This is a genomic window from Halomonas sp. R57-5 (assembly GCF_900070345.1).
Lineage (GTDB): Bacteria > Pseudomonadota > Gammaproteobacteria > Pseudomonadales > Halomonadaceae > Vreelandella > Vreelandella ventosae_B.
The window spans coordinates 2,044,452-2,058,159 of sequence record NZ_LN813019.1; the positions used below are offsets into that span (position 1 = coordinate 2,044,452).

A 13,708-nucleotide genomic window follows, 5' to 3' on the forward strand; every position below is an offset into this window, starting at 1 on the left:
GGATGGGTTCACAGCGCCCTTGTGGAAACCTGGGCTCGCCCGCTTCCTGCTTGCTTTGTGGTTAGGCGTCGTGGAGCTGAAAGCGTTACACTATCCGACCCGCTCAATCGAGCGGGTCGTTTTTTTCTATCTCTTTTTAGACGTCTCTTGTTAAATGCCCAAGCGAATGGAAGCCGACTCAATCGTGACCACCGACACATCCCCAGCCCCCACCGATAGCCAACGTCTCGCGTCGCTGCAACAGGCGGCAGGGAGTGTGATGTTGCGTGATGCCGAACGGCTGGAACGTCGCTTGGCTGGTTTGTACCGCCGTCAGCGTGATAACAAGCCGATTAGTCGTGGTTTGGATGAAGTGCAGCGTGAGCTCGATCGCGCTCAGCAACAGCTCAGCTTGCGTGAAGCCCAACAAGTCGCGCTGAATTACCCACCTGAATTGCCGGTAGTTGAACGAAAAGAAGATATCGTTAACGCGATACGCGATCACCAAGTAGTGGTGGTGGCGGGGGAGACCGGCTCAGGCAAAACCACCCAGCTACCTAAAATGTGTTTGGAGTTGGGGCGCGGTCGCCGTGGTTTGATTGGTCATACTCAGCCGCGTCGTCTGGCTGCTCGCAGTGTGGCAGGACGCTTGGCAGAGGAGCTGCAGGTTTCCCTGGGCGAACAGGTGGGCTACCAGGTGCGCTTTAGCGACCAGAGCAGTCCGGGTACGCTGGTTAAATTGATGACCGACGGAATTTTGCTGGCCGAAACGCAGAATGACCCACTTTTGCTGCGTTACGACACTATAATTATTGATGAGGCCCACGAGCGCAGCCTGAATATCGACTTTCTGCTTGGCTACCTCAAGCGCTTGTTGCCCAAGCGGCCCGATCTAAAAATCATCATTACCTCGGCGACCATCGACGTAGAGCGCTTTGCCAAGCACTTCGGCACGGCTAAAACGCCCGCCCCAGTGGTGGAAGTCACAGGGCGCACCTACCCCGTTGAGGTGCACTACCGGCCATTGGTCCGCGATGAAGACGATGAAGAAGACCGCACGCTGCAAGAGGGCATTCTCCATGCAGTAGAGGAGATTGAAGCTGTTGAGCGCGAAAAAGGCTGGCTACACGGCCCCCGGGACGTGCTGGTGTTTTTACCCGGCGAGCGCGAGATTCGTGAAACCGCCGATACCCTGCGCCGCGCCGAGCTGAAAGGCACTGAAATCCTGCCGCTCTACGCACGGCTTTCCAACGAAGAGCAGAACCGCGTTTTTGCACCGCACCGCGGTCGGCGCATTGTACTCGCCACCAACGTGGCGGAAACTTCGCTGACTGTGCCCGGCATTCGCTACGTGATTGACCCAGGATTGGTGCGTATCAGCCGCTACAGCTACCGCTCCAAGATCCAGCGTCTACCGGTGGAAGCGGTTAGCCAAGCCAGCGCCAACCAGCGGAAAGGCCGCTGTGGACGGATCGCCGAAGGCGTGTGCATTCGCCTCTACAGCGAAGAGGATTTTCTCTCCCGGCCCGGCTTTACCGATCCCGAAATCCAGCGCACCAACTTAGCGTCGGTCATCCTTTCGATGCTGGGGCTAAAGCTTGGGGATATTGAAGCGTTTCCGTTTGTTGACCCACCGGATAGCCGCTTTGTTAAAGACGGCTTTCGACTACTGTTCGAGCTGGGCGCAGTGGATGAAAAGCAGCGCCTTTCCCCGCTGGGACGTAAGCTGGCGCGACTGCCGATTGACCCGCGCTTAGCGCGCATGGTGCTGTCGGGGGCCGAAATCGGCAGCCTGCGCGATGTGCTGATTGTGGTCTCGGCGCTGGCTATTCAAGACCCCCGCGACCGACCCGCGGATAAGCGTCAGGCCGCCGACCAAGCCCACCAGCGTTGGCACGACCCGGATTCCGACTTTGTCGCTTTGCTGAACCTCTGGCACGGCATTGAGAATGCCCGCGAGGAGCTGTCGGGCAATCAGCTGCGCCGCTGGTGCCGCGAGCACTACATCAACTACCTGCGCATGCGCGAGTGGCACGACACCTTCCGCCAACTGCGCCAATTGCTGCGCGATATGGACATTGACGTGCCCGCACCGCCGCCCCGCAATGACGACGAGAGCGAAGAGCAGGCGCGTCAAACGCGGCGTAAAACTTCAGGCAAGGTTCATCAGGCGCTACTTTCAGGGCTGCTCTCTAACCTGGGTACGCTGGTGGAGAACCGCGAGTACCTTGGTGCCCGCAACCGCAAGTTTATGATCCATCCTGGTTCAGGGTTAGCCAAGAAGTCGCCCAAGTGGATCATGGCGTTCGAGATGGTAGAAACCTCCAAACTGTTTGCCCGCACCGTGGCCAAGATCGACCCCCAGTGGATCGAACCCCAGGCGCAGCATTTGGTTAAGCGCAGCTACAGCGAACCCCATTGGGAAATGAAACGCGCCCAGGTAGTGGCCTTTGAGCAGGTTACGCTGTTTGGCCTGCCCATTGTGGCGCGGCGTCGGGTGCACTATGGCCCCATCGCCCCTCAGGAGTCTCGGGAGCTGTTTATTCGCCGGGCGCTGGTGGAAGGAGAGTTTCAAACCAAAGGCGCCTTCTTTGCTCATAACCGCGCACTGATCGACGAAGTCGAAGCGCTGGAAGATCGTGCTCGGCGGCGGGACATTCTGGTCGATGAAGATACGCTGTTTGATTTTTACGATCAGCGGATTCCGGCTGACATCGTCAACGGCAAGGGCTTTGAGCATTGGCGCAAACAGGCCGAACAGCAAGATCCGCAATTACTCCATTTCGATATTGATTCGCTTAAGGCGCGGGATGCCGATGACGTTACTCAGGCGCAGTATCCGGATCATTTAATGCTGGCGGGCGTGGCCTATCCGGTCAGTTACCACTTTGACCCTGAAGCCGAAGATGACGGTGTTACCCTGACTGTACCCGCCGCCATGCTGCCGCAAGTGCCGGTGCATGCTCTGGAGTGGTTGGTGCCTGGGCTGCTGCGTGAAAAGTGTATTGCGCTGCTGAAGTCGTTGCCGAAAAGCATCCGCCGACAGGTGGTGCCGATTCCCGATTGGGTGGATGCGGCGTTGGAAACCCTGGTGCCTGATCAACGCCCGTTAACCGAGGCGTTAGGGGAGTTTATTCGCCGCCGGACATCGACGCGGGTGCATCCTGACGATTGGCGCCTAGACTTGCTCGAACCGCACCTGATCATGAATATTCGCGTGGTCGATCATGCGGGCGAAACCTTAGGCCAGGGGCGCGATCTGCGCGCCCTGGAACAGCGCTTTGAAGCGGCAGCCAGCGCAGGAGCTCAGGCGCTGGCCGAACAGGTTAGCCATGAGCCCGCCGTTGCCGGGCTACCCAAAACGCCGCTGCCTGCCTCCCGGGTCACCACCCAGGCAGGCATTCGTGTAGAGGCGTATCCTGCCCTGGTCGCTGAAACCAGCGAGTTCAAAGTAGCGCTATTTGATCACCCTGCTAAAGCTGACGCTGCCCACCAGGAGGGCATCGCCCGGCTGGGCATTGCAAAGCTTCCCGAACAGGTTAAAGCGATTAAGCAACTGCCGGGTGTTGAGAAGTGCGCGCTGCTGTTCGCCAAAGTGGGCAGCAAGCAAGCCTTGATTGACGATCTGCTGCTTGCGGTGTTTACCCAGGTGATCGCTCAGCACCCCCTGCCGCGCTCGGAAGGGGAGTTTAGCCAGCGCCTAGCAGAAACACACAACCAACTGGTTGACGAAGCGCAAGCTCTGCTGGTGCGGGTAGAAGCCGCGCTACAGGGCCATCTGGCAGTTAGTAAGCTGCTCAAAGGCAAGCTTAATTTTGCCCTGGCGCTGGTGTACAGCGATGTTAGCGCGCAGATGCAGCGCTTGGTATATCCCGGCTTTATTCGCAATGCTGGCGCTTGGCTGGACGAATACCCGCGCTACACCGAAGCGGCACTCATTCGGCTTGAAAAAGCCGCTCGTGAACGCGGTCGCGATCAAATGATGATGCAAGAGGTCCAGTCATTAGAGGCCCGCTTTGATGCCCGCCGCGAGAGCGAGCGGCGCGGGCGGGTGGAAGACCCAGAACTGGTCGCTTTTGGCTGGTGGTTGCAAGAGCTTAGGGTGTCGCTATTCGCCCAGCAGTTGGGTACTAGTATGGTGGTGTCGGTAAAACGACTGGAAAAGCGCTGGCAAGAGATAATTAACGTTTAGCCGCGGGGTGGAAAAAAGCGCGCTAAACGCACACAGTAATGGTATGGGTGGCGGTTTAAGCTTCCTGGCGTAAGCCGCGGTGAAAAGGAGAGGTAGATGATAAATGCGGTGATTACCGGGACAGGGCTCTATACCCCGGAACACGCCATTGATAATGCAGCCCTGGTGGCGGCATTTAACGCTTGGGTAGACGCCGAGAATGGGCAACACGCCGAGTCCATCGAGCGCGGTGAGCTTGAACCGCTTGCCCACTCCAGCAGCGAATTTATCGAAAAAGCGTCCGGTATTCAGAGCCGCTATGTGCTCGACGCTTCAGGAATACTTGACCCACAGCGTATGCGGCCTAAACTGCCGCAGCGGGGTAATGACGAACCTTCGATTCAGTGCGAGATGGCGATCGCTGCCGCGCGCCAAGCGCTTGACGCTGCCCAAGTGGATGCTGCTGACATTGAACTGGTCATTGTTGCCTGCTCAAATCTAGAGCGCGCCTATCCTGCAGTGGCTGTAGAAGTACAGCAAACGCTGGGAACCAGCGGCTACGGATTTGATATGAACGTGGCCTGTAGTTCAGCGACGTTTGCCTTGGAAACCGCTGCCAATGCGATAGCCTCCGGTAGCGTCAAGCGCGCGCTGGTGGTCAATCCTGAAATCTGCTCAGCGCATCTTAATTTTCGAGACCGTGACAGCCACTTCATTTTCGGCGATGCTTGTACCGCTGTAGTACTAGAAAATAGCGCCGATGCCGTGGCTGTTGAGCAGTTTGAAATACTCGGTACCCGCTTGGTCACCAAGTTTTCCAACGCGATTCGCAATAATGCTGGCTTTCTTAATCGCGTAACGGACAGTGACCCGATGGCCTTGGACAAGCTGTTTGTGCAGGAGGGTCGACGGGTATTTAGAGAGGTTTGTCCGATGGTGGCTAAATTGATCACTGATCATTTGGCCTCCTTGGAGTTAAGCGGTAGCGATCTCAAGCGTATGTGGCTACACCAAGCCAACCGACATATGAACGATTTGATTGCCCGCAAAGTATTGGGTTATGACCCCAGTGACATCCAGGCGCCGATCATTTTGGATCGTTATGCCAATACCAGCTCAGCAGGCTCCATCATAGCCTTTCATCTCCATCGCGAGGGGCTTGTAGCGGGTGATATTGGTGTGATTTGCTCCTTTGGGGCAGGTTATAGCGCAGGCAATGTGGTTATCCGGCGTCTATAAGTGCGCTGTGGAATTGAAAAAAGGAAAATGTCATGTGGCAGTGGTTAAATAAAGACAAGCCTGCGCTTTCGCTGCGTAGCAAAGGGGTGCCACTACTGCTGGTGACGTTACTCGCAACCGGCGGCTGTGCCAGCACGCAAATGGCAGAAAATGCTGCTCCAGAGGATCCCTGGGAAGGCTTTAACCGCAAAGTGTTTGCATTTAACGATGTGCTGGATCGCTATGCGCTTAAGCCGGTGGCAAAAGGCTATCGCACTATTACCCCTGACCCAGTGGAAACCGGGGTGGGCAATTTTTTCGCTAACTTAGGCGAAGTGCGCACTGCCATTAATAGTGTGCTGCAAGGCAAGCCTGCCAACGCAGGCCTGGCAACCTCCCGCTTTCTGATTAACTCCACGGTGGGTATTGGTGGCTTGCTGGATTATGCCACTCTGATGGAAATTACCGCGGATAAAGAAGATTTCGGCCAAACGTTGGCCGTTTGGGGCTGGCAAGATTCGCGCTATCTGGTGCTTCCTTTGTTGGGCCCCAGCACGCTGCGGGACACCACCGGCTTKCCTGCTGATATGACTTCGTATCCGTTGTATTACGTAGACGACGACGCCGTTCGACTAAGCCTGACGGCACTCAATGTGATTGATATTCGTGCGGGTTTGCTTGACCAGGAAGAATTAATTCGCGGTGATCGCTACCGTTTTATTCGTGACGCTTACTTACAGAGCCGCCAATTTGAGGTGAGCGATGGAGAATTGGGCGATGACCCCTTTGCCAGCGAAACATTCGAGTTTGATGACAGCGATTTTGAAGACAGTGACCAGGATGATAGCGGCTCTAGCGGCAACGTCGCTGATTGAGGCTTATGATGGATCACTCTAAGCAGTTGATCGCGGTGATCGACGAACCGGGTCGTGAGCGCGATGCGCTGGCTGAAGCAATTACCTGCGACGGCATGTGGGTTTTTGCATCGGATGATATCGAGCATTTGCCCCCTGACACGGCGCTTATTGTTGCTCACGCACGAGCGGTGCCCAGGCAGCAGTGGTCGCAGCTGACACGTCGCCTGCCGACACTGGTGGTCAGCGACTCGCGTCAGGATGCCGACTTGATTAAGGCGATTGATGTGGGGCTGGTGGATTATATCGTCCACCCACTGCGTCACGCTGAACTGCTGCGACGCATGATCCGCAAGGCCATTGAGCTTAACGATTTGGCGTTGGAGCGTGAGAGTGACCATGCGCGTCTGGCGGAGCTAAATGAGAGCCTGGAGACTCACTTGGCCCTGCTGCGCATGGATCAACAGAGCGGGGGGCATATCCAGCGGCGTTTACTACCGCTACGCCCCAAAGTGATTAATGGGGTGTATTACGATTACGTATTTGCCCCTTCGCTCTATTTATCCGGTGATTTTCTCGATTATCAACGCTATAACGAGCGTTACAGCGCCTTCTATTTCGCTGATGTATCGGGTCATGGCGCCTCGTCGGCGTTCGTCACGGTGCTGCTCAAATACTTATGCAACCGCTGGCTGAGTGAGTGGGATGGCCAGCACCCAGAAAATCTGCCTCCAGATTGGCTAAAGGCAATGAACCGCGAGCTGCAGGGCACCGATATCGGCAAACATGCCACCTTATTTGTCGGTGTTATTGACCATGAGGCGCATACTCTGCACTATTCGCTCGGCGCACAGCTCCCCATGCCCCTGTTAGCGGCTGGGGGAGAGCTACGCCGGTTAGAAGGCGAGGGAATGCCGGTAGGCCTTTTCCCCGATGTGGAGTATCCTGCGCTGAGCTGTACTTTGCCGAGTGACTTTCGGTTGTGGCTCTGTTCAGATGGTGTATTGGAATGCTTGCCGGGTAAAACGCTCGACACGCGGCTCAAGGAGCTTGAGCAATTAGTAAGTGAGAGTGTCACGCTTGAGCAGCTGCGCGACCGGCTGGCAGAAACAAACGCACCTCTTGCTGCAGGGGATGCGGAGTTCGATGCCAACCAAGAACGCGATGCTTTACCCGATGACCTAACAATCATGATGGTGAGCGGATTTGGTCATGCTGATTGAAGAAGGCCGCATTAAAGCGGCGTTCGATTCTGGTGTTTTTGTTTTAAAACTGTGTGGTGATGTGCGCTTGACGCTCTGCGCCACGCTGGATACCCAAGCTCAACGTCTCGCCGAGACGCCGGGGTTGCGTGCCGTATTGATTGACCTGCGTGAAGCGACCAATGTGGACTCCACGGCGCTTGGCTTTCTGGCCAAGGTCGCCATGGCGGTGAAAGGGCGCCTGGAGCAATCACCAACGATTATTGTCGATAATCCCGACGTGCGGCAGATGTTGGACGTGATGGGATTTGCGCGCTTTTTCACCCTAATGGAAGCGCCGCTACAGCAGGCAGCTACGCTCAATAATGCGCTTGAAGAGCTTCCCCAAGAGCCCGCAGATGAAGAAGGGCTGCGCGACCGGATCCTGGAAGCCCACCGCATTCTAATGCATATGAACGAGCATAACCGTGAGCAGTTTCAGCCACTGGTTGAGATGCTTGAGTCGCAAGATGCCACTACGCACCATTAAACATCCCTCACCCTGATAAGCCCCTGGCCATCTCCAGGGCTATTGCTCGATAGCATCCAGCCCCGACAAATGGCTTGAAATCGGCTATGATTAGCGGCCTATCTATTCCAGTGCGTATATCATCGCCTTAAGGAGACCCATGGATCTTAATCCTCGTCGGGTAGCCATGTTGGTTGCCGCCAACACGGCGCTGGCGCCCTTTGCTATCGACGCGTATTTGCCTGCCATGGGGGTCATTGCGGAGAGCATCGGCGCTAGTATTCACCGTACTGAGCTCTCCATTAGCGTGTTTTTGTTTGGCTTTGCGTTGGGACAGCTTTGCTTTGGGCCGCTATCGGATCGCTTGGGCAGGAAGCCTGTTCTTCTGAGTGGCCTAGTGGTTTTCATGCTGGCAAGCCTGGCTATTACCCTGGTGGACAGTTTGCCCACGCTGCTGGTCTGGCGGTTTATCCAGGCGCTAGGGGGCGGGGCCTGCGTGGTCAACTCGGCGGCGATCGTGCGCGACTGCTTTAGCGGGCGCGAGGCCGCCAAAGTGATGTCCACCATGGCGATGATCATGATGCTGGCACCGTTAGTGGCGCCTACCGTGGGGAGTTTACTACTGCATATTGCCGGCTGGTGGCTGATCTTTGTGTTCCTGGCTGTCTATGCGGGTTTTTTGCTCTGGCTGTTAGGAACGCGCCTGCCTGAAACCCGTGATATGTCGCTGCCTGCAGCTTCACCGCGGCAGGTAATCCGCAACTACGCCAGCGTGCTTAAACACCGGGAAGGCATGGGCTATATCTGCGCGGTAGCGGCTTCCTTTGCGGGGCTATTTGCTTTCGTGACCGCTTCCCCGTTTCTGTACCTTGATTATTTTGGTCTCTCACCAAGTACTTATCCGCTGGTCTTTGGGGTCAACGTGGTGGTAATTGCGCTCTCTAACCGGGTCAATATTCACCTGCTGCGCAAGCGCACCCCCCAGCAAAATTTGCGCCTAGGTTTGCTTATACAGCTGGTGGCGGCGCTAGGGCTAGTGGCGGTGACCGCCTTGGATATAGCGACGCTAGCGTTTGTGGTGCCGCTGATTATGCTATTTACCGGTATGATCGGGCTGATAACGCCCAACGCGATCTCGTCGCTGTTGGATCATTTTGGCCATATCAGCGCCACGGCCACAGCGCTGCTGGGCGGCATCCAATTTACCTGCGGTGCGTTCGCGGGCGTTATGGTAGGGCTCTTTGAGGTTGAGCACCTCTGGCCCATGGTACTCACCATGCTGGGTGCTGCGTTACTGGGCAATATCGGTGTACGCAAATTAACCAAGGCGCCCAGTGTTGAAGAGCAACAGGGATGAGCGGCACTGATGAATAGCCTGCTGGTGTGGGTCAATATGCCCATGAGTACCTGGTTGGCCTGTTCCGGCGTACTTCTGCTGGGCGCCTTTGTACAGCGCGCTACCGGTTTTGGTTTAGCCGTTATCGGTGCGCCGCTACTGTTGATGCTTGAGCCGCGGCTGGTGCCGGTCGTTCTGGTGCTATTTGGATTTACCGTTTCGCTGATGATGGTTCGCCACTACTGGCATGAGGTGCGCCTGGATTCCATTGGTATGGCGCTAGTGGGGCGTCTTCCCGGCAATGCGCTGGGTATTTGGTTGCTGCTCGCCGCCCCTATGTTTCTGCTAGAAAAGCTGATTGCGGTCATCGTCCTGTTTGCGGTACTTGTCACCTTGTGCCGCTTTCAACTGCCGGTAAACCGCATAACGCTGTTTGGCGCGGGGATACTCTCCGGTATTTTCGGCACCGTCGCCGCCATTGGCGGCCCGCCCATTGTGCTGCTGATGCATGGTCTTCCGGCGGATCGCGTGCGCGGCAATTTAGCCGCTTTTTTCATTTTGACCTCCCTATTGACCTTAGTCACTCTCACCCTGGCTGACCAGATTCAACTCTGGCATTTCCAGGTCGCGCTGACCTTCCTGCCCGCGGTGTTAATCGGTAATGCCTTGGCCGATACCGTCGCCCACCGATTGGATCGACGCCTACTGCAAGGTGCCTCGCTAGCGTTGTGCACCCTCGCTGCCTTAGGTTTGTTGTGGTGATGTAAAGCTTGGATGCAGCCACGTAACGAAAAATTCTTCACGTTTTGCTCGCTGTCATGAAGTTGTCATGGAACCCGTGCAAGGTATGCCTTGCGAAGGCCAGATCCCTACATGAACAGGAGTATTTCGCATGAACCGTATTCTAAAAACCACCGTTATCGCGGCTGCTGTAATGAGCGTTGCCGGTGTTGCCCAAGCCCGTGATCAAATCCGTATCGTAGGCTCCAGTACCGTTTACCCGTTTGCCAGCTACGTAACTGAAGAGTTCGGTGCGACGACCGGCAATCCGACGCCTGTTATTGAATCGACTGGTTCGGGTGGCGGTTTGCGCCTGTTCTGTAACGGTGTTGGTGAAGGCACTCCGGACATCACTAATGCTTCACGCCGCATGAAAGTGTCTGAGTTCGAGCGTTGTGAAGAGAACGGCGTTACCGATATCACCGAGGCTAAAATCGGTTCTGACGGTATCGTTTTAGGCCAATCCAACGAAAATGACGTTGTTGACCTGACGCTTGAGCAGATTTTCATGGCAGTAGCCGCTCAGGTGCCGGTTGATGGCGAGCTAGTTGATAACCCTTACACTAACTGGAGCGAAATTGATTCTTCGCTGCCAGACCGTGAAATCTCCATCTATGGTCCGCCGACAACTTCTGGTACCCGTGACGCTTTTGAAGAGCTCGTACTGGAATCTGCATCGCTTGAAATGGATGTTTACGGCGAAGAAGGCTACACCGATATTCGCTCTGACGGTGTTTACATCGACGCTGGCGAAAACGACAACCTTATCGTTCAGCGCTTGAGTGAAGATACCGGCGCAATGGGTATCTTCGGTTACTCATTCCTTGAAGAAAACACCGATACACTGAACGGTGCCACCATTGAGGGTGTTGCGCCAGAGCCAGAAGCAATCAGCTCGGGTGACTACCCTGTTGCGCGTTCACTGTGGTTCTACGTGAAGAACCAGCACGCCGATGAAGTACCGCCGATGGCTGACTACGTCGAGATGTTTATGAGCGAGCAGATGATTGGCTCAGATGGTTACTTGAAAGATATCGGCTTGATCGTGCTGCCGGAAGACGAGCGTGAAGAGTGGCGTCAGGCTGTAGCAGATCGCACTACAATGTCAGCAGACGTTCTTAAGTAAGCGGTTGATTTAGATGTAAAAAAGGCCGGCAGCGCAAGCTGTCGGCCCGTTATTGTTAATAGGCTTCTTAACCGGTGACGACGTGAGAGAGATGCGATGCAGACCAACCAGCTTCTTTTGATTTTTTGCGGTGCGTTATTACTGCTGGGGCTGCTGGCTTTTTTTGCTGGCCGTTCAAAAGCCACTCGTTTACGAAGCGCGGGCACGGCTATGTTTGCTCAGCCAGATCAGTACGCTTGGTTTACCGTGCTTTCCACAGCCGGTCCAGCCGTGCTAGTGAGCTCAGTTGGCGCTTTCGCGCTGCTGTTAATGGGTGCCGATATTCCTACGCTCTATTTGCTCGCGGCCAGTTTGGTCGTGGCAGCCATAGGATTGATGGTCAGTCTTAACCAAGTAAAGCCCGATTTTCATGCTCGTCAAGCTATTGAGCGGGTAATCCGCATGATCTTGGCCGGGGCAGCGTTAATCTCAATTTTCACGACGTTCGGTATTTTGTTCTCGATTATTTCCGAGGCGCTGCGCTTTTTCCAAATGCACAGCTTCTGGGAGTTTATTACCGGCACTACATGGAATCCCGGCGCCAGCTTTTTAGCGTCTGCGGGTCGTGGTGATGGAGGCGGCGCTGAGTTCGGCTCAGTGCCGCTGTTTGCCGGTACCTTTATGATTACCGCCATCGCTATGTTGGTGGCGGTACCTATCGGTTTGCTCTCGGCGATTTATATGTCTGAGTATGCGCCGAGCAAGGTGCGCACCGTTGCCAAGCCGGTGCTCGAAGTGTTGGCGGGTATCCCTACCGTAGTTTATGGCTTTTTTGCTGCCATCACCGTCGCGCCAATTATCGTCAATATTGCCGGTTTTTTTGGACTTGACGCTTCATATAACAATGCGCTGGCACCCGGTATTGTGATGGGCATTATGATCATTCCGTTTATCTCATCGCTGTCTGATGACGTGATTAACTCGGTACCCGATACCATGCGCCAGGGTTCGCTGGCGCTGGGGATGACCAAAGGCGAAACGATTCGTGACGTGGKGGTTCCTGCCGCAATGCCGGGGATTATTTCTGCAGCGCTCTTAGGCATGTCTCGGGCACTGGGTGAAACCATGATTGTGGTCATGGCGGCGGGCATGCGCCCCAATTTAACGTCGAATCCTTTGGAAGATATGACCACGGTGACTGTGCGAATCGTGGCGGCACTTACCGGCGACCAAGAGTTTGAAAGTGCTGAAACATTATCAGCTTTTGCGCTCGGATTGGTGCTCTTCGTGATCACCCTTGCACTTAATTTGGTGTCGGTTCTGATGATCCGTCGTTTCCGTGAAAAATATCGCGTGAATAACCTGTAACGCTGAGGAACTGTTTCGATGAGCAATACTTTTGACGAAATCAGCCAGCAGTTAAAGCGGCGTCACCGTAAGTCTTCACGCTTGAAGTGGATTTCCATGGGGGCGTTGGGCCTTGCCGGGTTGTTTCTGGTGCTGTTTTTTGCCGATATGCTGAATAAAGGCTTGCCTGCGTTTCAGCAAGCGTATGTCAAGACAGAGCTTAATTATACAGAAGAAGCTACTACTGATGCTCGTAAGGCAATTGCCGAAGAGTTGGTGCCATTAGTAAGCCGTACAGAGCTGCGTACTATCCCACTTGAGATGCGCAATGATGAAAGCATGATTGGCACCTCCGAAGAACGCTGGTTGCTGGTTAATAGCGAGGCTGATCAGTATCTTAAAGGCCATCGTCATCGTCTTAATGAAGAGGAACAGGCGGCCATAGACGAGCGTGTCGAATCTGGCCAGGTAAGTTTGCGCTTCAATACTACGTTTTTTGGGACAGGTGATTCCAAAATCGCCGAGAGCGCGGGTATTTTATCGGCAGTGGTCGGCACAGTGATGACCATGATCGTTACCCTGGCGATATCCTTCCCTATCGGTGTGATGACGGCAATTTATTTGGAAGAATTTGCCCCGGATAACCGTTTTACACAAGCGATTGAAATCAACATTAATAATCTGGCCGCGATTCCGTCGATCCTGTTTGGTTTGCTAGGTTTAGCGATCTTTATAAACTTCTTCGGTGTCCCGCGCTCATCACCATTGGTGGGTGGTATGACGCTGGCATTGATGACCCTGCCGGTCATTATCATTTCGACGCGTACTGCGTTGCGCAGTGTCCCGGATTCCATCCGCCATGCGGGTTTTGGTGTCGGTTGTTCGCGCTGGCAAGTAGTACGCGATCACGTTTTGCCGTTAGCAATGCCAGGTATCATGACCGGCTCTATTATTGGCTTGGCGCAAGCGATGGGTGAAACAGCACCGTTGATTATCGTAGGAATGGTGGCCTTTATCCCTGATGTGAGCGCGACATTTACCGAAGCGGCAACGGTGATGCCCGCGCAAATATTCACTTGGTCAGGTGAGCCTGAACAGGCGTTTGTGGAAAAAACCGCCGGTGGTATTTTGGTGCTTCTCACCATACTCATCTCACTCAACGCCTTTGCCGTTGTGTTACGTAAGAAATTTGAGCGTCGCTGGTAGGC

10 protein-coding genes are annotated in these 13,708 nt (G+C 54.9%); all 10 read left to right on the top strand.

Features of this window, described 5'->3' with window-relative positions:
* Positions 1–166: 166 nt before the first annotated feature.
* The 10 genes from hrpA (at position 167) to pstA (ending at position 13,706) form a co-directional block, all read left to right on the top strand.
* Entirely contained in the window at positions 167–4,171 is a 4,005-nt protein-coding gene (hrpA, locus tag HALO_RS09335; RefSeq protein WP_035583860.1) for an ATP-dependent RNA helicase HrpA, read from the top strand.
* A gap of 96 nt (positions 4,172–4,267) precedes the next feature.
* Complete coding sequence (locus HALO_RS09340; protein WP_050713359.1) at positions 4,268–5,389, top strand: beta-ketoacyl-ACP synthase III; 1,122 nt, start codon at positions 4,268–4,270, stop codon at positions 5,387–5,389.
* Positions 5,390–5,421: 32 nt separating this feature from the next.
* The gene (locus HALO_RS09345) at positions 5,422–6,243 is read left to right on the top strand and encodes an MlaA family lipoprotein (protein WP_050713360.1); all 822 of its coding nucleotides are present in this window, start codon (positions 5,422–5,424) and stop codon (positions 6,241–6,243) included.
* Positions 6,244–6,251: 8 nt separating this feature from the next.
* The gene (locus HALO_RS09350; protein WP_035583854.1) at positions 6,252–7,445 is read left to right on the top strand and encodes a PP2C family protein-serine/threonine phosphatase; all 1,194 of its coding nucleotides are present in this window, start codon (positions 6,252–6,254) and stop codon (positions 7,443–7,445) included.
* A complete protein-coding gene (locus tag HALO_RS09355) occupies positions 7,435–7,953 on the top strand; it encodes an STAS domain-containing protein (RefSeq protein ID WP_035583852.1) in 519 nt (172 codons plus the stop codon). Before HALO_RS09350 ends, HALO_RS09355 begins: the two co-directional genes overlap by 11 nt.
* Positions 7,954–8,092: 139 nt before the next feature.
* Positions 8,093–9,289 carry a Bcr/CflA family multidrug efflux MFS transporter gene (locus tag HALO_RS09360; protein ID WP_035583850.1) on the top strand — a complete coding sequence of 399 codons (1,197 nt, stop codon included), beginning with the start codon at positions 8,093–8,095 and terminating at the stop codon, positions 9,287–9,289.
* 9 nt (positions 9,290–9,298) lie between these two features.
* Positions 9,299–10,030 carry a sulfite exporter TauE/SafE family protein gene (locus HALO_RS09365; protein WP_050713361.1) on the top strand — a complete coding sequence of 244 codons (732 nt, stop codon included), beginning with the start codon at positions 9,299–9,301 and terminating at the stop codon, positions 10,028–10,030.
* Positions 10,031–10,160: 130 nt separating this feature from the next.
* Entirely contained in the window at positions 10,161–11,174 is a 1,014-nt protein-coding gene (locus HALO_RS09370) for a PstS family phosphate ABC transporter substrate-binding protein (RefSeq protein WP_035583848.1), read from the top strand.
* Between the two features lie 96 nt (positions 11,175–11,270).
* Positions 11,271–12,521, top strand: coding sequence for a phosphate ABC transporter permease subunit PstC (gene pstC / locus HALO_RS09375; protein WP_050713362.1), 1,251 nt, complete (start codon positions 11,271–11,273; stop codon positions 12,519–12,521).
* Between the two features lie 18 nt (positions 12,522–12,539).
* A complete protein-coding gene (gene pstA, locus HALO_RS09380) occupies positions 12,540–13,706 on the top strand; it encodes a phosphate ABC transporter permease PstA (RefSeq protein ID WP_035583844.1) in 1,167 nt (388 codons plus the stop codon).
* Positions 13,707–13,708 lie beyond the last annotated feature (2 nt).

Excerpts from the sequence above, each read along its gene's own strand:
- HALO_RS09355 (WP_035583852.1), top strand. The coding sequence starts at position 7,435 with ATGCTGATTGAAGAAGGCCGCATTAAAGCGGCGTTCGATTCTGGTGTT.
- HALO_RS09365 (WP_050713361.1), top strand. The coding sequence starts at position 9,299 with ATGAATAGCCTGCTGGTGTGGGTCAATATGCCCATGAGTACCTGGTTG.
- HALO_RS09360 (WP_035583850.1), top strand. The coding sequence starts at position 8,093 with ATGGATCTTAATCCTCGTCGGGTAGCCATGTTGGTTGCCGCCAACACG.
- HALO_RS09340 (WP_050713359.1), top strand. The coding sequence starts at position 4,268 with ATGATAAATGCGGTGATTACCGGGACAGGGCTCTATACCCCGGAACAC.
- HALO_RS09370 (WP_035583848.1), top strand. The coding sequence starts at position 10,161 with ATGAACCGTATTCTAAAAACCACCGTTATCGCGGCTGCTGTAATGAGC.
- pstA (WP_035583844.1), top strand. The coding sequence starts at position 12,540 with ATGAGCAATACTTTTGACGAAATCAGCCAGCAGTTAAAGCGGCGTCAC.
- HALO_RS09350 (WP_035583854.1), top strand. The coding sequence starts at position 6,252 with ATGGATCACTCTAAGCAGTTGATCGCGGTGATCGACGAACCGGGTCGT.
- hrpA (WP_035583860.1), top strand. The coding sequence starts at position 167 with ATGGAAGCCGACTCAATCGTGACCACCGACACATCCCCAGCCCCCACC.